Origin of the sequence: Brevundimonas sp. UBA7534 (assembly GCF_002479325.1) — a bacterium.
Taxonomy (GTDB): Bacteria; Pseudomonadota; Alphaproteobacteria; order Caulobacterales; family Caulobacteraceae; genus Brevundimonas.
In genome coordinates, this window is sequence record NZ_DLMO01000129.1 from 38,019 (window position 1) to 56,013 (window position 17,995).

21 protein-coding genes are annotated in these 17,995 nt (G+C 69.6%); 13 read left to right on the plus strand and 8 right to left on the minus strand.

What is annotated here, in order from left to right; genetic code table 11:
* Positions 1-31: 31 nt before the first annotated feature.
* Both B2U11_RS10545 and B2U11_RS10550 read right to left on the minus strand, forming a co-directional pair.
* Positions 32-1,816, minus strand: coding sequence for an ATP-binding protein (locus B2U11_RS10545; RefSeq protein ID WP_292071612.1), 1,785 nt, complete (start codon positions 1,814-1,816; stop codon positions 32-34).
* A 113-nt stretch (positions 1,817-1,929) separates the two neighbouring features.
* A complete protein-coding gene (locus B2U11_RS10550; RefSeq protein ID WP_292071614.1) occupies positions 1,930-2,235 on the minus strand; it encodes a BolA family protein in 306 nt (101 codons plus the stop codon).
* Positions 2,236-2,280: 45 nt separating this feature from the next.
* Between B2U11_RS10550 and B2U11_RS10555 the strand changes: the two genes are divergently transcribed.
* The 3 genes from B2U11_RS10555 (at position 2,281) to B2U11_RS10565 (ending at position 3,614) form a co-directional block, all read left to right on the plus strand.
* On the plus strand, positions 2,281-2,949 hold the full coding sequence (locus B2U11_RS10555; RefSeq protein ID WP_292071616.1) for a J domain-containing protein: 669 nt from the start codon (positions 2,281-2,283) through the stop codon (positions 2,947-2,949).
* A 132-nt stretch (positions 2,950-3,081) separates the two neighbouring features.
* A complete protein-coding gene (locus tag B2U11_RS10560; RefSeq protein ID WP_292071617.1) occupies positions 3,082-3,321 on the plus strand; it encodes a DUF4170 domain-containing protein in 240 nt (79 codons plus the stop codon).
* Between the two features lie 92 nt (positions 3,322-3,413).
* Positions 3,414-3,614: a hypothetical protein gene (locus B2U11_RS10565; RefSeq protein ID WP_292071619.1), complete on the plus strand. Its 201-nt coding sequence runs from the start codon at positions 3,414-3,416 to the stop codon at positions 3,612-3,614.
* 4 nt (positions 3,615-3,618) lie between these two features.
* On the opposite strand, the gene B2U11_RS10570 is transcribed toward B2U11_RS10565, so the two are convergent.
* Positions 3,619-4,284: a fused DSP-PTPase phosphatase/NAD kinase-like protein gene (locus B2U11_RS10570; protein WP_292071620.1), complete on the minus strand. Its 666-nt coding sequence runs from the start codon at positions 4,282-4,284 to the stop codon at positions 3,619-3,621.
* Between the two features lie 81 nt (positions 4,285-4,365).
* On the opposite strand from B2U11_RS10570, the gene B2U11_RS10575 reads away from it, so the two are divergent.
* From B2U11_RS10575 to lpxK, 4 genes are read left to right on the plus strand one after another with little or no spacing between them, the layout of a single operon-like run.
* The gene (locus tag B2U11_RS10575) at positions 4,366-6,204 is read left to right on the plus strand and encodes an ABC transporter ATP-binding protein (protein WP_292071622.1); all 1,839 of its coding nucleotides are present in this window, start codon (positions 4,366-4,368) and stop codon (positions 6,202-6,204) included.
* Positions 6,201-6,884 carry a lysophospholipid acyltransferase family protein gene (locus tag B2U11_RS10580; RefSeq protein ID WP_292071623.1) on the plus strand — a complete coding sequence of 228 codons (684 nt, stop codon included), beginning with the start codon at positions 6,201-6,203 and terminating at the stop codon, positions 6,882-6,884. The genes B2U11_RS10575 and B2U11_RS10580 overlap by 4 nt, the downstream gene beginning before the upstream one ends.
* A 10-nt stretch (positions 6,885-6,894) precedes the next feature.
* Positions 6,895-8,190 carry a 3-deoxy-D-manno-octulosonic acid transferase gene (locus B2U11_RS10585; protein WP_292071624.1) on the plus strand — a complete coding sequence of 432 codons (1,296 nt, stop codon included), beginning with the start codon at positions 6,895-6,897 and terminating at the stop codon, positions 8,188-8,190.
* The gene (lpxK, locus tag B2U11_RS10590; RefSeq protein WP_292071625.1) at positions 8,187-9,203 is read left to right on the plus strand and encodes a tetraacyldisaccharide 4'-kinase; all 1,017 of its coding nucleotides are present in this window, start codon (positions 8,187-8,189) and stop codon (positions 9,201-9,203) included. The genes B2U11_RS10585 and lpxK overlap by 4 nt, the downstream gene beginning before the upstream one ends.
* Here lpxK and B2U11_RS10595 read toward each other — a convergent pair.
* The gene (locus B2U11_RS10595) at positions 9,188-10,513 is read right to left on the minus strand and encodes a metal-dependent hydrolase family protein (protein WP_292071627.1); all 1,326 of its coding nucleotides are present in this window, start codon (positions 10,511-10,513) and stop codon (positions 9,188-9,190) included. The genes lpxK and B2U11_RS10595 overlap by 16 nt on opposite strands.
* 206 nt (positions 10,514-10,719) lie before the next feature.
* Here B2U11_RS10595 and B2U11_RS10600 point away from each other — a divergent pair, with 206 nt between their 5' ends.
* Positions 10,720-11,337: a murein L,D-transpeptidase catalytic domain family protein gene (locus tag B2U11_RS10600; RefSeq protein WP_292071629.1), complete on the plus strand. Its 618-nt coding sequence runs from the start codon at positions 10,720-10,722 to the stop codon at positions 11,335-11,337.
* Here B2U11_RS10600 and B2U11_RS10605 read toward each other — a convergent pair.
* Genes B2U11_RS10605 through B2U11_RS10620 form a run of 4 tightly spaced genes read right to left on the minus strand, consistent with a single transcriptional unit; the run spans position 11,307 to position 14,258 of the window.
* Positions 11,307-12,293, minus strand: a complete 987-nt coding sequence (locus B2U11_RS10605; RefSeq protein WP_292071631.1) for a rhodanese-related sulfurtransferase — start codon at positions 12,291-12,293, stop codon at positions 11,307-11,309. The genes B2U11_RS10600 and B2U11_RS10605 overlap by 31 nt on opposite strands.
* 1 nt (position 12,294) lies before the next feature.
* Positions 12,295-13,569, minus strand: a complete 1,275-nt coding sequence (gene purD / locus B2U11_RS10610; protein ID WP_292071633.1) for a phosphoribosylamine--glycine ligase — start codon at positions 13,567-13,569, stop codon at positions 12,295-12,297.
* A gap of 48 nt (positions 13,570-13,617) precedes the next feature.
* Positions 13,618-14,076: a PRC-barrel domain-containing protein gene (locus B2U11_RS10615; RefSeq protein ID WP_292071635.1), complete on the minus strand. Its 459-nt coding sequence runs from the start codon at positions 14,074-14,076 to the stop codon at positions 13,618-13,620.
* Between the two features lie 20 nt (positions 14,077-14,096).
* On the minus strand, positions 14,097-14,258 hold the full coding sequence (locus tag B2U11_RS10620; protein WP_292071637.1) for a hypothetical protein: 162 nt from the start codon (positions 14,256-14,258) through the stop codon (positions 14,097-14,099).
* Positions 14,259-14,322: 64 nt separating this feature from the next.
* On the opposite strand from B2U11_RS10620, the gene xseA reads away from it, so the two are divergent.
* From xseA to B2U11_RS10645, 5 genes are all read left to right on the plus strand, one after another.
* Complete coding sequence (gene xseA / locus B2U11_RS10625) at positions 14,323-15,804, plus strand: exodeoxyribonuclease VII large subunit (RefSeq protein ID WP_292071638.1); 1,482 nt, start codon at positions 14,323-14,325, stop codon at positions 15,802-15,804.
* Positions 15,805-15,883: 79 nt separating this feature from the next.
* Positions 15,884-16,390 (plus strand): signal peptidase II, encoded by a 507-nt coding sequence (lspA, locus tag B2U11_RS10630; RefSeq protein WP_292071639.1) that lies wholly within the window; start codon positions 15,884-15,886, stop codon positions 16,388-16,390.
* A 69-nt stretch (positions 16,391-16,459) separates the two neighbouring features.
* Positions 16,460-17,023 (plus strand): DUF3035 domain-containing protein, encoded by a 564-nt coding sequence (locus B2U11_RS10635; protein WP_292071640.1) that lies wholly within the window; start codon positions 16,460-16,462, stop codon positions 17,021-17,023.
* Between the two features lie 133 nt (positions 17,024-17,156).
* The gene (locus tag B2U11_RS10640) at positions 17,157-17,816 is read left to right on the plus strand and encodes a Tat pathway signal sequence domain protein (protein WP_292071641.1); all 660 of its coding nucleotides are present in this window, start codon (positions 17,157-17,159) and stop codon (positions 17,814-17,816) included.
* Between the two features lies 1 nt (position 17,817).
* The coding region (locus B2U11_RS10645) for a hypothetical protein (RefSeq protein ID WP_292071649.1) at positions 17,818-17,995 on the plus strand (178 nt) is incomplete at its 3' end.

Consider the following 17,995-nt stretch of genomic DNA (forward strand, 5'->3'; position numbering starts at 1 on the left):
AGCAGCGCTCTTATTCGCCGGCGCCGCCGTCTCAGGCCGCGACCGACTGCGCCGCCGCCGAAGACAGGCCCGCCACGGCGTCTCGGCCGCCAGGGACGCGGCCGATCAGTTCGGCCAGGGCGGCGAAGTCGATCGGCTTGTTCAGATAGGCGTCGGCGCCGGCCTGAAGGCCCGCTTCGTGATCCTCGGTGCGAGCCGAGGCGGACAGGACCACGACCGGCGTATCGGCGTTGAGGCCGCCGCCCCGGATCATCCGCGTCGCCGTCAGCCCGTCCATCACCGGCATGTTCACATCCATGACGATCAGGTCGAACGGCTGTTCCGCAGCCGCCTTGACAGCCAGTTCGCCGTTTTCAGCCGTCACGGTGACGTGCGCGGCGGAACTCATCCACGCTTCCAGGATCATGCGGTTCACGGGATGGTCCTCGACAACCAGCACCCGCAGCGAGGCGACGCCTTCGATCTCCGCATGGATTTCCTCGGCCGGCGCGGGGCGCGCCCATTCGACCACCTCGGCCTCCACGGCGAAGGTGAAGGCCGAGCCCTGCCCCAGCTTTGAGGTCACGTTGATGTCGCCGCCCATGATGTTGGCCATGCGGCGCGAAATGGTCAGGCCCAGGCCTGTGCCGCCGAAGCGCCGCGTCGAGGAAGCGTCCACCTGGGTGAAAGGCTGGAACAATCGCTCCAGATCGGACGGCGCGATGCCGGCGCCGCTGTCGGTCACGCGAAACTCGAACCGGACCCGCTGGTCGGAAATGCGCTCGCCGTGCACGACATAGCGGATTTCGCCCGCATCGGTGAACTTGACGGCGTTGGACAGCAGGTTCTGCACCACCTGGCAGACGCGCAAGGGATCGCCGCGCACCACCGTCGGCACTTCGCCCTCGAAGGTCGATACGAAGCTCAGCCCCTTGGCCTTGGCCTGGGCCTCGAAGGGGCCGGTGATGCGCTTATGCAGTTCCTCGATGACGACATCGACGACCTCGAACGTCATCTTGCCGGCCTCGATCTTGGTCATGTCGAGGATGTCGTTGAGCAGGCTCAGCAGGTTGTCGCCCGAATTGCGGATGATCGACAGATATTCGCGCTGGGTCGTCTCCAGTCGCGTCGCGCTGAGCAGCTGGGCGGCGCCCAACACGCCGTTCATCGGCGTGCGCAGTTCGTGGGAGATGACGCCCAGGAAGTTGGACTTGGCGTCATTGGCGGCGTTGGCCTTGTCACGGGCGCTTTCCAGCTCCTCGATCAGATGGGCCTGGTGCGCCTGGAAGGCGCGGATGCGCTCCTCGCGCAACATCGTCATGGTGACCAGCACGAACAGGCCCGCGGCCGTGAAGGGCAGGACCAGCAGCAACGACCAGAACTCCGGCTGGCCGACCAGGCTCAGCAGCATGATGGTCGAGGCCGCGCCATAGGGCGAAGAGATGATCACGGCCTGGCGCGGCGAGCTGCGAAGTTGGGTGAAGACCAGCACATAGCCGGAAATCACCAGCGCCACGGCCAGGGGCTGGCCGAACGGCGCCCCGGAGAACCACGCCAGCAAGGGCGCGACGGCCCAGGCGCCGGTGGTGACGGTGGCCACGGTCGGGAAGACGAAGCCCCAGCCGCCGGTGACCCGATCGGCCATGCGTCGCTCGAACGCGCCGCGAACGGCGCCGGCGCCGACGGTGGCGCCAAACCACAGCATGGCCTGCCACCAAGGCACGACGCCCAGCAGGCCCAGCGCCCAGCTGGCGATGATCAGGTAGCGCAGATATTGCGTCTGCAGAATCGCCGTCAGGGCCTGGGCTGCATCGCCCGCGCGTTGATCGGAGGCCATCGGTTTCGCGACGCCGTCGGATTCCACCATGCAGCCGTCCCCCACGTTCTGTTTGGTGACGTGACGCTAAAACGAAGGTTCTAAGACGAAGTGAACGCTGGTCTTTTGCGCAATCACGCGCTGTGCGGCGCTTCCGAGGGCGTCAGGGCCTTGATCGACAAGGCGTGAACGGGTCCGGCCATCTCGTCCTTCAGCAGAGCGTTGACCATCCGCTGGCGCTCCACGCGCGATCGCCCCTCGAAATCCGCCGACACGATCACCAGATTGAAGTGGCTCTCGCCGCCCGGCCTGGCGTCCATGCCGCCTTCATGATGGTGGCCGGCGTGCCGCCAGCTGTCGTCCTCCAGCTCCAGCCGCTGCGGCGACAGGGCCGCCTGCAGCTTTTCCCGGATTTTCGCGGCGACGGGGCCGTCCGACATGATCGTTTCCTTGATGGCGTCCAATTCAGGACTAAACTTCGGGTGATGTCCGCTTCCTTTCAATACAAGCCGCGCTTCACCGACATCCGCGTGAAGCCGCCCAAGCCCGAGGAAGAGGCTGCCCAGGCCGACGTCCTGCACCTGAAGCCGGGGGAAAAACCGTGCCAATGGCCCGACTGCCGCAAGGCCGCGACCGCCAGGGCCCCCAAGTCGCGCGAGCGGTTGAACGACTTCTACGAATTCTGCCAGACCCACGCGGGTGAATACAACAAGGGCTGGAACTTCTACGCCGGGATGAGCGAGGGCGAGATTCGCGCCGCCCAGGAGAACGAGGCCATGACCGGCGGCCGTCCGACCTGGGAGATGAAGGCGGGCAAGTTCAGCCGCGAGGCCGCCGCCTTCGCCGCCAAGATGGGGACCGGCAACACCGCCGGCGCCGGGTCATGGCGCGACAGCTTCGGCCTGTTCGGACGTCGCGGCGAACAGGCGACGGCCGCCCCGGTCGAGGATCGGCGCATCGGCAAGCTGGAGCGGACAGCCCTGGCGGACCTGGACCTGGAGCCCGGCGCCGACAAGGCGGCGGTCAAGGCGCGCTACCACGAGATGCTGAAGCGGTTTCACCCCGACACCAACGGCGGCGATCGTGGCGCGGAGGCCAAGCTGCAGCGGGTCATCAAGGCCTGGAAGACGTTGAAGAAGGCCGGTCTGGGGTGATGCGCAACAAAAAGGCCAGCTTCCACCAACGTCGATGGCGTTCGTTGCGTCGCTCGTCCCATCCTCGGTTGATCCTTTCCGCCTTAACGCCTATGCCGCCGCGCAAACGCTCTCCCCATCAAGGATTTCGTCATGGCTGAAGCCAAAGAGACGCCGCAACTGCTCCACCTCGTCATCGGCGGCGAAATGCGCCATCTGCACGAGCCGGTGTTCCGCGATCTGTCGCAGGTCGAGTTCGTCGGCGCCTACGGCAGCTACGACGAGGCCAAGAAGGCCTGGAAGGCGCGCGCCCAGGCGACGGTCGACAACGCCCACATGCGCTACTTCATCCTGCACGCCCACAAGCTGATCGACCCGCGCGGCGAGGGCTGATGGTCGCGGGGCGGAACGCCCGACCCGCCCTGCGCGCTTCTTCCCTTGCATCCAGCGCTGGCCGACCGCCGGCGGCGATAAGGGCGTTGCACATGAACCTCGACGGCCAACAGATCTTCCAGCTGGTCAGCCTGCTGTGCGTCCTGGCGCTGTTCATGATCAATCTGCGGGGCCAGATCCGCTACCGGCGCTGGTTCAAGCGCTGGGAAGCCGATCGCAAGGCCCGGCGCGACGCCGAGCAGGCGCGCGCCGGCGGAACCGACAACCCGCCGTCATCGGGCCCATGGGGCTGACGCCCTATTCGCGGCGCAGCAGCCGTTCCGTCAGCAGTGTGCCCCACCATCCGGCCTTGAACTCGGCCCGGATCGCCTTCGGATCATAGGCGTCGCTGTCCACCCAATCGATGAAGGACACCCCCTGGGGCTCCACCTCGCGGACGTATTTCTCCAGCGTGAAGTCCAGCACGCCGGTCAGCCCCTCTCGGTGGTGCAGGTATTTCTTCGACAGTTCCCGCATGGCCAGCGAGATCGGCTCTCCCAGATGGAAGTGCCGATACAACACCGCCATCATCCCCGCCCGGTCCGCGCCGGACTTGCAGTGGATAAGCGCCGGGTACTCGATCGTGCGAAACAGCTCGCGCGCGCGGTGAATGCGGTCGCGGCCCGGCGCGTCACGCGAATCCAGCGGCGCGTCGATCAGGGTCAGACCCAGCCGTTCGCAGGCCTCCCGCTCCAGCCAATAATAGCCTTCATCGCGCCGGCCCCGCAGGTTGATGACCGTGCGGACGCCCTTCTTCTTCCAGTGGGCCAACTGGCGGGGCGAAGGCTGGTTCGTGCGCACCAGATCCGGCCCCAGCCAATGCGCGTTGGAGAAGGCGACGCGCAGGAAGGCGTGGTCGGCCCAGAAATAATGCCACCGCGCCTGAAAACGCCCCATGGTGGTGGAAAGATCGAAACGCCCCATATCCGCGCCCATAGCGAACCCCAGCGCCCGCGTCATCACCCGCGGGTTGACTTGGACCGCCAGCCGTCCGACCGAGAGCCGATGACCGTCCCCGCCGCCCCCCAGTCCCTGCCGCTGCGCGCCCTGCTGGGTCGCATCTGGCGCGACTATCTGTCCCGAAACAAGCTGGCGCTCGTCACGGCCATGATCTGCGCGGGCGTGGCCGGCGCCCTTTCGGCGGTGCTGCTGGGTCTGCTGGAGCCGGCGGTCAACGGCCTGTTCGTGCCCGGCGGAGGGCCCGTACGGCTGTTGAACATGGTCAGTCTGAACGACGCTCAGGCGCTGTTATGGATTCCGATCACCATCGTCGCGGTGGCCATGGTTCGGACCTTCGCCTCGGCCGGGCAGTCGGCCCTGATCAACCGACTGGGCCACGGCATCGTCGGCGACATCCAGGTTCGGTTGTTCGCGGCCATGATCCGGGCGGACCTGGCGCGTCTGCGCGCCCAGCATTCGGGCGCCTTCGTCTCGACGGTTCTCTACGACGCCAATCTGGTGCGCGAGGCCTTCACCTCGGGCGTGGTCAACTACACCCAGCACGGCCTGACGCTGATCGCGGTCATCCTCTACATGTTCTGGATCGACTGGAAGCTGGCGATGGTGGTGATGCTGGGCATCCCGGCCGTCGCCCTGATCCTGCGTCGCTTCGGCCGAAAGACGCGCAAGGCCGCCAAGGGAGCGATGGCCGAAAGCGAGGCCCTGTCCACCGCCCTGATGGAGAACCTGGACGGCGTCCGCCTGATCAAGATCGAAAACCGCGAGGCCGCCGAGGAGGCGCGCGTGGCCGAGGTCGTCGCTCGCCGCCAGCGCCACGTCATCAAAGGCGCCAACGCCCGCGCCTTCGCCGGCCCCGCCAGCGACCTGGTGGCCTATTCCGTGGTCGCCGCGGTGATGGCTTACGCCGGTTGGCAGGCCCAGCAGGGCGTGATGGACGTGGGCGAGTTCGCAGCCTTCATCGGCATGTTGCTGGCCGCCGGCCAGTCGCTGCGCCAGGTCACCAACCTGGCCACGGTGATGAGCGAGGGTCTGACGGCGGCGCGGCGGCTGTTCACCGCCTTGGACATCCAGCCCGAGATTCGGGAGGCCAGCCACGCCGCCGCCCTGCCCGCGGGGCCGGTCGAGGTGGTGCTGGACGACGTGTCTTTCGCCTATGCGCCGTCGCGCGAGGGCGTCGCCCCGACGCTGGACCATGTCGCCATCCACATCGCGCCGGGCGAGACCGTGGCGCTGGTCGGCCCGTCAGGCGGCGGCAAGAGCACCATCCTCAGCCTGCTGCCGCGCTTCTACGACGTCACCGGCGGCGCGGTCCGCCTGAACGGCGTGGACATCCGCGACTTGCAACTGCCCGACCTGCGCGACCACATCGCCCTGGTGACGCAGGAGCCCTTCCTGTTCGACGACACCGTCGCCGCCAACATCGCCTACGGCCGCGCGGACGCCTCCCGGGACCAGATCGAGACGGCGGCCCGCGCCGCCGCGGCCCACGACTTCATCATCGGCCTGCCCGACGGCTACGAGACCCGCGCGGGCGAGGCGGGGGTGCGCCTGTCGGGCGGCCAGCGCCAGCGCATCGCCATCGCCCGCGCCTTCCTGAAGGACGCCCCCGTCCTGTTGCTGGACGAGGCCACCAGCGCGCTGGACACCGAGAGCGAGGCCCTGGTGCAGGCGGCGCTGGAGCGGCTGATGCAGGGCCGCGCCACCCTGATGATCGCCCACCGCCTGTCGACGGTCAGAAACGCCGACCGCATCTATGTGCTGGACGCCGGCCGCGTGGTCGAACAGGGCGCCCATGACGACCTGGTGGCGCAGGGCGGGCTCTACGCCCGCCTCGCCCGGCAGCAATCGCTGGACGGCGCCCCGACGGTGGAGACCGTGGCGTGAGGCCTCTGCGCAATCCGGCGGTCCAGTCCGCCCTGGCGTGGATCCTGGCGCAGTGGATGCGGTTCTGTTTCGCCACCATCCGCTGGACGCACGAGAACCAGGCCGCCGCCGAGCAGGTCTGGGGCCAGGGCGGCGGGGTGCTGTGCGTCTTCTGGCATTCGCGCATCGGCCTGTCGCCGTCGTGCTGGCCGCTGGACCGGGCCCAGCCGGCCAAGGCGCTGATCTCGCTTTCCGCCGATGGAGAGTTCATCGCCAAGGCCGTGGCGCGCCAGGGTTTTCCGGCCGTGCGAGGATCGTCGGCCAACAAGGACAAGGCCGACCGCGCCAAGGGCGGGTCGCAGGCCCTGCGCGACGGGTTGAAGCAACTGAAGGTGGGCGCCTTGGCGATCACCCCCGACGGCCCGCGCGGCCCGGCCAATATCATGGCGGAGGGCACCACCCTGCTGGCCAAGCTGTCGGGCGCGCCCGTGCTGCTGATCGGCATGAGTTGCCATCCTGCCATACGCCTGGACAGTTGGGACCGCGCCGTCCTGCCCCTGCCGTTCGGCAAGGGCGCCATAGTCTGGGATCGGGTCGACTATCCGACCGACGCCGAGCCCGCGGCGGTCGTGGCCGACTGGACCGCGCGGCTCAATGCGGTGGAGGCCCGCGCCGACGCCCTGACCGGCTTGGGCGGGTGAGGCCGCCCCGGTGACGCCGCTTCCCCTGCTTTTCTATCGCCTGGCGACCCGGTTGCTGGAGCCGCTGGCCCCGCGCCTGCTGGACGCCCGCGCCGCCCGCGGCAAGGAAGATCCCGTCCGAGTCGATGAACGCCTGGGCGTCGCCGGCATGGCCCGCCCGAACGGCCCGCTGGCCTGGCTGCACGGGGTCAGCGTGGGCGAGACCCTGTCCCTGCTGCCTCTGGTGGCGCGGATTCGCGCGGCGCGCCCGGATGTGACCGTCCTGGTCACTTCGGGCACCGTGACCTCGGCGGGCATCCTGGCGGACCGTCTGCCGCCCGGCGTCATCCACCAGTACGCCCCGGTCGACGGTCCGGGCGTGGTCGCCGCCTTCCTGGATCACTGGCGGCCCGACCTGGCCGTCTTCGTCGAAAGCGAGCTGTGGCCCAACCTGCTGGTGGAGGCGCACCGGCGCGGCGTCGCCCTGGCGCTGGTCAGCGCGCGGCTGACCCAGGCGACCGCCGACCGATGGGCGCGCTTCCCCGCCTCGGCGCGGCGCGTAACCGCCGCCTTCGACCTGATCATGCCCCAGGATGCGGCCTCCGCCGCGCGGCTGGAGGCGATGGGCGCCCGCGTCGACGGCCTGGTCAATCTGAAGCTGGCGGGCGATCCCCTGCCTTTCGACAAGGCCGCCTTCAGCCGCCTCAGCGCCGCGGTGGGCGATCGCCCGGTGATCGTCGCGGCCAGCACCCACGAGGCCGAGGAGGCCGCCATCGTCCGCGCGCTGGACGCCCTGCCCGGCCGCAACTGCCTGATCCTGGCGCCCCGTCATCCCGAGCGCGGTCCCGCGATCGAGGCGGCCCTGCGGCGTGACGGCTATCGCCTGGCCGTCCGCTCGCGCGGAGAACAGCCGGACGGCGAGACCGACCTCTATCTGGCCGACACCCTGAACGAGATGGGCCTGTTCCTGCGCCTGGCCGATGTGGTGGTGATGGGCGGCTCCTTCGCCCCGGCCCTGGGCCTGCCCGCCGTCGGCGGTCACAATCCGCTGGAGCCGGCCCGCTTGGCCAAACCGGCCGTGACCGGGCCGGACGCCTCCAACTGGGCCAGCGTGACCGAGGCGCTGGTTCGCGCCGGCGGCCTGGCGGTCGTCGCCGCGCCCTCCAACCTGCCCGACGTGATCGGCCCGCTCCTGGCCTCGTCGGAGACGGCCAAGGCGATGGGCGAGCGCGCCCGCCGCGCCGCCGCCGAGGCCAACGGCGGGCTGGACCTGCTGTGGAGCCGCCTGTCCGCCCTGCTGCCGCCTGCCGAGGCCAGAGTGCGATGAAGCTGAACACGCCTCGCTGGTGGTATCGCCGCCAGCCCGACCACGCGCGCATCACCCGCAGCTTGCTGCGTCCGCTGGGCTGGATCTGGGCCAGCGTCACCGCCCGCCGGATCGCCCGCGCCGCGCCGGTCGATCCCGGATGCCCGGTGATCTCGGTCGGCAATCTGACGGTCGGCGGATCAGGCAAGACGCCGGTGGCGCGCGAGATCCTGCGCCTGCTGCGGAGCCAGGGCGTGGACGCCCAGGCTCTTTCGCGTGGCTATGGGGGATCGTTGGACGGCCCGGTTCGCGTCGACCCGGCCCTGCATCAGGCCGACCAGGTCGGTGACGAACCGCTGATGCTGGCGCAAGGCGCGCCGGCCTGGATCGCGCGCGACCGCGTCGCCGGCGCCCGCGCCGCCGTGGCGGCGGGCGCTCAGACGCTGGTGCTTGACGACGGGCACCAAAACCCGGCGCTGAAGAAGACAGTCAGCCTGATCGTCGTCGATGGCGAGACGCGCGACGACGAATGGCCCTTCGGCGACGGCGCCGTCTTCCCGGCTGGTCCGATGCGTGAGCCGCTGGGCGCCGGACTGGCTCGGGCCGACGCCGTGGTGATCATGCTGCCGACGGATGTCGACACGGCCGATCCCGAACTGCTTGCCTTGTTCGGCGGCCTGCCGGTCTTCACCGCGCGGCTGACGCCCCAGGGGCCGCCGCCGCCCGGTCCGCAGGTCGGCTTCGCGGGCATCGCCAAGCCGTGGAAGGTGGAACGTTCGCTGACCGCGGCAGGCTGCGACCTGGCCGACTTCGTCCCCTTCCCCGATCACGCCGCCTACCGGCCCGAGCAACTCCGTTTCCTGCAGGACCGCGCGGCGACGTTCAACGCGGGCATGGTGACCACCGAGAAGGACTGGGTCCGGCTGCCAGCCGACTGGCGCGCTAGGGTCGCGGCCTGGCCGGTCGTCGCCCGCTTCGACGACGCCCCGGCCTTCGCCGCCTTCCTGACCGGGCGGCTTCAATCGGCGCGGTAGATCACGCCGCCCTTCATCACGAAGCGCATCCGCTCCAGTTCGGTCACATCCGTCAGCGGATCCCCCGACACCGCCACGATGTCGGCGGGCATGCCGGGCGCGATCTTCCCCGCCTCGCCGGCGATGCGCAGATGCTCGGCGGCGCCGACGGTGGCGGCCTGGACGGCCTCCAGCGGGGTTAAGCCGGCGCGGACCAGGAGCGCGAACTCCTGGGCGTTGTCGCCGTGGGCCGAGACGCCGCTGTCGGTGCCGAAGGCGATCCTGACCCCGCCCTCATGCGCGCGCCGCGCCATGTCCAGCATCTTCGGCCCCGCCTCCAGCGCCTTGGCGGTCTGGGCCGGGGTGAAGAAGTTGTCCGGGCCCGATGCGATGCGGGCGACGAAATCTCCGGCCAGCAGCGTCGGTACAAGCCAGGCGTCATGTTGCTTGAACAGGCGGATCGACTGGTCGTCCAGATAGGTGCCGTGCTCGATGGAATCGCCGCCGGCGCGCAGGAAGGCGTTGATGCCGTCGACCCCGTGGGCGTGGGCCGTCACCTGGCGACCCATGCGGTGCGCGCTCTCGACGATGGCGGCCAGTTCCGGGTCGCTGAACTGCTGCGCCAGGCCAGCCGCGGTGTTGGACAGGACGCCGCCCGTGGCGGTGATCTTGATGATGTCGGCCCCGGCGCGCACCTGGGTGCGGACCGCGCGCATGCAGTCCTCCGGCCCCGAGCAGATGCTCTCGGACGACAGCAGGTGCATGACGTCCTCGCGATAGCCGTTGACGTCGCCGTGACCGCCGTGGATCGATACGGCCGAGCCGGCGGCGATGATGCGCGGTCCCGGCACATCGCCGCGCCGCACCGCCTCACGCAGGGCGAAGATGGCCTCATTGCTCGCGCCCATGTCCGCCACGGTGGTGAAGCCCGCCATAAGCGTGCGCCGGGCGTAGCGGGCGCCGATCATGGCCTGGTCGGCGTCCGACTGCGTCACGTTCTCCAACCGCGTATTCGGATTTTGCTGTCCGGTCAGGTGGACGTGGCTGTCGATCAGGCCGGGCAGGACGAAGGCCCCGCGCAGGTCGACCACACGGCCCTGCGCGGCGTCGCCGACGAAGCCGTCGCGTGTTTCGACGACTTGGTTCCCGCGGATCACGAGAGTTTTATCGCGCTGCACAACGCCGGTTTGCGGATCGGCCAAAAGCCGCCCTACTTGCAGGAACGTCGTCGTCTGATCGCCGGAAATCACTGGCTGCGCCGGGGTTTGGCGGGCAAAGGCGGGCGTCGCCGCCGCCACAATCATCGCCGCAAACAAGCCAAGCCGTTTCATGAATCCCCTCCGAATCAATAGCTTCACCGGGGCCCTGGCGATCTAACGTCCAAGGCTCAGGTTGCCTCCCAAGAAACCTTTTGAAACAAATGCGGCCCAAGAACAAACCGCAACGAGGGCGTCGCATGCGGCTATCGAGACGAGGGCTGATCCTTGGCGGATCGGCGATGCTGGCGGGATGCGCCAGCGCCAGAGCCACCCCGATCGTGACCGCGCAGGCCGCGGCCGTGGTCCCGACCGCAGCGCAGAGCGCAGCGCCGGCTCCGGCCATCCAGACCGCCAACCTGACCCCGCCCCCGCTCGATCCGCGCGGCCGCGTGCGCAAGGACCTGATGGAGCGCGCCATGGCCGCGCTGGACGTCCATCACCGTCGCCTGCCGCTGCGTGACCGCATGTATCTGGTCGACTTCCAGAAGTTCTCGGGCGACGAGCGGCTTTACGAGGTCGATCTGGAAGGCGGTCAGGTGACGGTTCTGCGCACCTGCCACGGCCGAGGCTCGGACCCATCGCACACCGGCTACGCCCAGCGCTTCTCGAACACGCCCGATTCCAACATGTCGTCGGTCGGCGCCTACGCCACCGCCGGCGCCAGCTGGGGATCGCAGCAGGGGCCGAACGTGCTGCTGGACGGGTTGGAGTACACCAACGACAAGGCCCGCGAGCGCGCCATCATCATCCACGGGGCCGACTACGCCGATCCCGACTTCCTGGCGCGCGAAGGCAAGCTGGGCCGCAGCTACGGTTGTTTCTCGGTCGCCCACGCCGATCTGCCGGACCTGCGCGAGCGCATGGGTCAGGGCCGCCTGCTGTTCGCCTGGGCCTGATCGGGTCGCATGGCGGGAGCGCCGAGATGCGTCCCGCCGCGTGACCGCGCGATCTCGACCTGGCGCTGCCGCTCGGCGTAGCCCTGCCTCTGTTCCTGGCCGCGCGTGTCGTGGCACCGGTCGCAGCAGACTCCTTCGACATAGTTCGCGGATGCGCGGCCCGCTGGACTGACCGGCATCCGGCAACCTCGGCACAGGCTGTGGTCTCCTTGCGCCAGGCCGTGCTTCACCGCCACCCGCTCGTCGAAGACGAAACACTCCCCACGCCAAAGGCTGTCGTCCTCGGCCGTCGTCTCCAGATAGCGCAGGATCCCGCCTTCCAGGTGATGCACCTGGTCGACCCCTTCGGCCTTGAGGAAGGCCGTCGCCTTTTCGCAGCGGATGCCGCCGGTGCAGTACATGGCCACCCGATGCGCGCCGCTCTGTTCCAGAAGCGCCCGCCCCTCGCCCCGGAACCAGTCGGGAAAATCGCGAAAGCTGCGCGTGTTGGGCTGGACCGCCCCCTCGAAGGCGCCGACGTCGCCTTCGTAGTCGTTGCGGGTGTCGATCACGAAGGTCGCTGGGTCGGCGATCAGGGCGTTCCAGTCCGCAGGCGAAACATAGGCTCCCGCCTCGCGCGCCGGGTCCAGATCGGGCTGGCCCATGGTCACGATCTCGCGCTTGATCCGGACCTTCAGCCGCAGGAAAGGCGCCGCGTCCGCCCAGGCGTATTTCACGTCCAGATCGGCGAAGCCCGGCAGGGCGCGGATGACGGACAGCACGGCCTCCACGCCCGACGCCGGGCCGGCGATGGTTCCATTCAGCCCCTCATGGGCGACCAGCAGCGTGCCTCTCACCTCTCCCGACTCGCAGGCGGCGAGCAGGCGACCGCGCACCGCCTCCCGGTCCTCGATCGCGGCGAATCGATAGAGGGCGGCGACGCGGAAACCGCCGTCCGGCGAACCGGCGCCCTGCAACTCAGCCCCGCTCCAGCGCGCGCCAGCCGATATCGGTGCGGTTGAAGCCGCCCGGCCAGTCGATCTGGCGGAGGGCGGCATAGGCCCGCTCGCGCGCCTGGGCGATGTCGTCGCCCTCGGCGCAGATGTTCAGCACCCGCCCGCCAGCGGCGCACAACTGGCCGTCGTCGCGCCGCTTCGTCCCGGCGTGGAAAACCTGGACATGCGGACCAAAGTCCTGCTCGGCGCCGCGAATGATCGAGCCCTCCAGCGGGCTGTCGGGATAGCCTTTCGCCGCCATGACGACGCAGATCACGGTCTGAGGCTTGAAGCTCGGCGCCGGCAGCCCCGAGACGTCGCCCCGCGCGCACGCCAGCAGATACGGTACGATGTCGCCGGCGAAGCGCATCATCAGCACCTGACATTCCGGATCGCCAAAGCGGGCGTTGAACTCCACCACCTTGGGTCCGTCCTCGGTCGCCATCAGCCCGGCGTACAGCACGCCCCGATAGGGCGCGCCCTCTTCGGCCATGCGGGCGACGGTCGGCTGGACGATGAGATCATTCGCCTGTCGCACCAGGTCAGGCGTGAAGACCGGAGCCGGCGAATAGGCCCCCATGCCGCCGGTGTTGGGGCCCAGATCGCCGTCGAAGGCGCGCTTGTGGTCCTGGGCGCCGCCGAACAGCACGGCCTGTCGACCGTCGCACAGGGCGAACAGCGAGCCTTCCTCGCCGTCCATGAACTCTTCGATCACAACCCGGGCGCCGGCCGCGCCGAACCGGCCGCCCAGCATCCGCTCGATCTCGGCCTCGGCGTCGGAGCGGTCGGGACTGATCGCCACCCCTTTGCCGGCCGCCAGGCCGTCCGCCTTGATGACATACGGCGGCTTGAAGACATCCAGCGCCGCCTTGGCGTCCTTCACCGTGTCATAGACGCCGTAACCGGCGGTCGGGATCTCGTGCCGTTCCAGGAACGCCTTGGAAAAGGCCTTGGAGGTCTCAAGCTGCGCCGCCTTGGCCGTGGGTCCGAAACAGGGGATGCCCAGCGCCGCCAGGCGGTCGGCCAGGCCGGCGGCCAGAGCGACCTCCGGCCCGACCACGACCAGTTCGGCCTTGATCTCGCGCGCCAGCGCGGCCAGCGCCTCGGCGTCGTCGGCCTTCACCGCGCGCAGCTCGCACAGCTTCTCCATGCCGGGATTGCCCGGGGCGGCGACGAGCCGCGTGGTCAGCGGCGACTGGGCGATCTTCCAGGCCAGGGCGTGTTCGCGCCCGCCCGATCCGACGAGGAGGATGTTCATGCCCCGGACATGACCGGCCCGGATGGGCCGGTCAAGCGTCGGAAACGCTTAACGTGCGGGGGCCTGGGCGGCGCCGGTGGGCGTCATCCCCGGCGTCCAGGCCGGCAGCGCTTGCAACTGGGCCAGCGTCAACTGCGTGGTCAGGTCCTTCTCGCCGTTCCGGTCGACGGAAGACAGGTCGCCGACGGGGACCAACACCTCCAGATCGCCCGGCCCTTCCAGATCGATCACGATGTGGGTCAACCGGCCCTGGGCGTTCAGCACCAGCGTCTCGACGTCACCCAGATCGGTGTTGTCCGCCGACAGCAGATCCGCATCCTCCAGCTGCTCACGCGTCATGCCGAACGCCAAGGCGGCGCTTGTCGTGGCGGCGTCCGCGCGCGTCTCCGAAACGGGTTCGGGCGCGGCGTTGGGAGCGGGCGCCTGCACCACGTCGTCGTCACGGTCGGAACAGGCCGCGGCGCCGACAAGGCACAGGACGGCGGCGAGGGAAATGAGGCGCTTCATGACAGGTTCTTTCTGTAGGTTCAGAGCACGGCCGAAACGACATAGACGACCACCCCCAACAGGATGACGCCGAAGATCAGCAGCCACGGGCTCATGGCTCCGCCCGCGCCGCTTCGGCGTTGAAGACCACGCTCGCGCGGCGAACGGTTCTCCGGGTCTGTGCCTTGCGGGTCGACGGGCATGAAGGGCGAACGGCGAGGCGGCCAAGCCGTTCCCGCGCGGATCGACGCAGGCTAGAGTGCGCGCATGAGCGATGACTCCTATGTGTTCGAAGGGCCGGCCGATTCGCCCGCCCCGCGCGACAACAATCCGCCCCTGTCGATCTCGGATTTGTCCTTCGCCCTCAAGCGCACGCTGGAGGAGCGCTTCGGCCACGTCCGCCTGCGCGGCGAGATATCCAAGGTCAATCGCCACGCCTCGGGCCACGTCTATCTGACGCTCAAGGACGACAAGGCGGCGATCGACGGCGTCGTGTGGAAGGGCGCCGTGCGCGGCCTGGGCGTTCAGCCCGAGACGGGCCTGGAGGTCATCGTCACCGGCAAGATCACCTCCTACCCGGCCCGATCATCCTACCAGATCGTGATCGAGAGCATGGAGGCCGCCGGGGCCGGCGCCCTGCTGGCCCAGCTGGAACGACTGAAGGTCCGGCTGCGCGAGGAAGGCCTGTTCGACCCGGCGCGCAAGAAGCCGCTTCCCGCCTTTCCCCGCACCATCGGCGTCATCACCAGCCCCACCGGCGCGGTCATCCGTGACATTCTGCACCGGATCGCCGAGCGCTGGCCCTGCCGGGTCATCGTCTGGCCCGTTGTGGTTCAGGGCGACGCCGCGTGCGGGCAGGTGTCCAACGCCATCCGCGGCTTCGACGCGATGCGGCCGGGCGGCCCCGTCCCCCGCCCCGATCTGCTGATCGTCGCGCGCGGCGGCGGCTCGGTCGAGGATCTGTGGTGCTTCAACGACGAGGGGCTGGCGCGCACCGTCGCGGCCGCCTCCATCCCCATCATCTCGGCGGTGGGGCACGAGACGGACACCACCCTGATCGACTTCGTGTCGGACCGGCGCGCGCCGACGCCGACGGGGGCGGCGGAACTGGCCACGCCCGTCTTGAACGATCTGCGCTACGCCGTGGCGGACCTGGACCGTCGTCTGGTCCAGACGGGCGGGCGGCTTATCGAGGATCGCCGCACCCGGCTGCGCGCCGTCGCGCGGGGCCTTCCCGCGCGGCCGGAAGACCTGCTGGCCCTGGCCCAGCAACGACTCGACCACGCCGGCAGCCGGCTGGAGTCCGCCCTGACCCACCATGCCGCCGAAAAACGTCACCGGCTGGTCGGCGTCGCCGCGCGCCTCGGGCCGGGACTGCTGGATCGCGTCATCGAGCGCCGGCGCGACCGGCTGATCGCGCTGGAGCCGCGTTTCCACCCCGCCGTCGATCGCCGCCTGGTTCGCGACCGCGACCGCCTGACCGCCCTGTCCCGCGCCCTGACGAGCCTGGACCCGGCCCGCCCCAAGCCCGGCTTCGCCCGTGTCGAGGATGGCGAAGGGCGCTGGGTGACGGCGGCCGCCCAGCTGTCGTCGGGCCAGGCCGTGTCCCTGGTGTTCGGCGACGGCGCCCGCGCGGCCGTGATCGAAGGCGAGCCACCCCCCGCGCTGTCTTCTCCGGCGCCCCGCCCTGCCCCGCCGCGCGCGCCCCGGCCACGCGCCGCACCGCCCGGACAGGGCGATCTGTTCTGATCGACGTCGATTTCGCCCCTCCCCCGTGCGGCCGCTTCCTGCTAAGCGCGCCTCTTCCGTCGCCTGTCGAAAGCGCAGAATGAAGATTTCCCGCCTCGCCCTGGCCGCCTACGGCTTCGCCCTTGCGGTCATCGTCCTGGACCAGCTGACCAAGGCCTGGATCATCAGCGGCGTCTCGCTGCACGAGGTCGGGCAGATCCCGGTCCTGCCGCCGATCCTGAACTTCAGCTGGGTGGAGAACACCGGCGTCAGCTTCGGCCTGTTCGGCGGCGGCGAGGCGCGCTGGGGGCTGACGATCTTCTCGCTCGTCGTCTCGGCCGGTCTGGCCTGGTGGGCGCTGAGGGCCGACCGTCGGCTGCAGGTCACGGCCATCGGCCTGGTCATGGGCGGCGCGCTGGGCAATGTCATCGACCGCGTGCGGTTCGGCTATGTCGTGGACTTCATCGACTTCTCCGGCACCGGCGTGTTTCCCTGGGTTTTCAACATCGCCGACAGCGCCATCACCATCGGCGTCGTGCTGCTGATCATCGACAGCCTGAAGTCCGAACGCGCGGCTCCGGTTGGCGCAGCCCCTGAAAAGTCGTAATCACCCCGTCTTCACTATTGCGAACCGCGCCCGCCGGGCGCCCGCGCAAGCCGAGTCGAGCCTGAATCCATGCGTCATCGCAGCGTCGCCGTCCTGACCCTCGCCGCCTCCGCCCTGGCCCTTTCGGCCTGCGGCAGCATTCGCCAGGGCGTCGGCCTGTCGAAGGTCGTGCCGGACGAGTTCGTCACCGTCTCCACCGCGCCCCTGACCGTGCCGCCCGAATACGGCCTGCGTCCGCCGGCTCCCGGCCAGCCGCGTCCGCAGGAGCTGGCGCCCGAAAGCGCCGCGCGCCAGATCCTGCTGGGTCAGCGTCAGGCCATCACCCGCACCCCCGGCGAACAGGTTCTGGTCGCTCAGGCGGGCGCCGACCAGGCCGACCCGCTGGCCCGCTACGTCATCGACGACGAGTTCGGCGACATCGCCCACAAGGACGAAAGCTGGGCCAATCGCGTGATGTTCTGGCGCAAGGACGACGCTTCGACCCAGGCCGCCACGGTCCGTCAGACCACCGACGGCCAGCAGACCATCGATCCGGCCAGCGAGGCCGCGCGCCTGCAGGCTCTGACCGGCGGTCGCGACGGCATCACCATCACGCCGCGCCGCGAAGGCGGTTTCAAACTGCCGGGTCTGTGATTCCACCCCGGCGGGGCCGTCGCCCCTCCGGTCGTTTGCCGCGCCTCGCTTTAGCCGCTATCAGCGGAGAGCGTTGCACGGTCGGGCGCCGATCGTCGCGCGCCGCCCTGTTCGCTGTCGGAAAAATAAGCTGATGCGTCGCGCCCTTACCGCCCTGGCCGCCTTGTCTGTCGCTGCCGCCGTCCTTCCCGTCGCCGCCCAGGCTCAGACCACCCCGCGCGACCGCCAGTCGGGACAGCAGGCGGAACCGGAGCAGCGTTCCCGGACGCCGCGCATCGCGCCTCTGCGCCGTCGCGCCAACGCCGGTCCGTGCCCCTATGTGAAGGTGCTTTACGACGCCGCCCGCTACGTCGAGCTGGCCGACGACCGGGCGACCATCGCCAATGTCGGCTACACCGGCGAGATCGAGGGCGTCAGCGCCGATTGCGAGTACCGCGAGGCCGACCCGATCCGTCTGGACATGCAGATCCTGTTCGACCTCGGCCGCGGCGCCCAGGCGACCGATGACCGAAAGACCTACCGCTACTGGGTCGCGGTCACCGAACGGAACAGCGCCATCCTGGCCAAGGAATATTTCGACCTCCCGGTCAATTTCGAAGGTCAGCGCGAAACGTCGGTGCGCGAAGAGCGCACCATCGTCATCCCCCGCGCCGACGTCTCCACCAGCGGATCGAACTTCGAGATCCTGGTCGGTTTCGACGTCACGCCTCAGATGGCCGAGTTCAACCGCTCGGGCAGCCGCTTCCGCGTGAACGCCGGCGCGGCCCAGACGCAGACGCCGCCGAGCCAGTAAGATGCCCGACCTGAAGACCGTCCTCGGCGAAGCGGTGGGCGCCGCCTTCGCCGCCGAAGGCGTGGACACGGCCCTGGCGCGCGTCACCCCGTCGGACCGCCCGGATCTGGCCGATTTCCAGTCGAACGGCGCGCTGGCCGCCGCGAAGGCGCTTAAAGCCAATCCGCGCGAACTGGCCG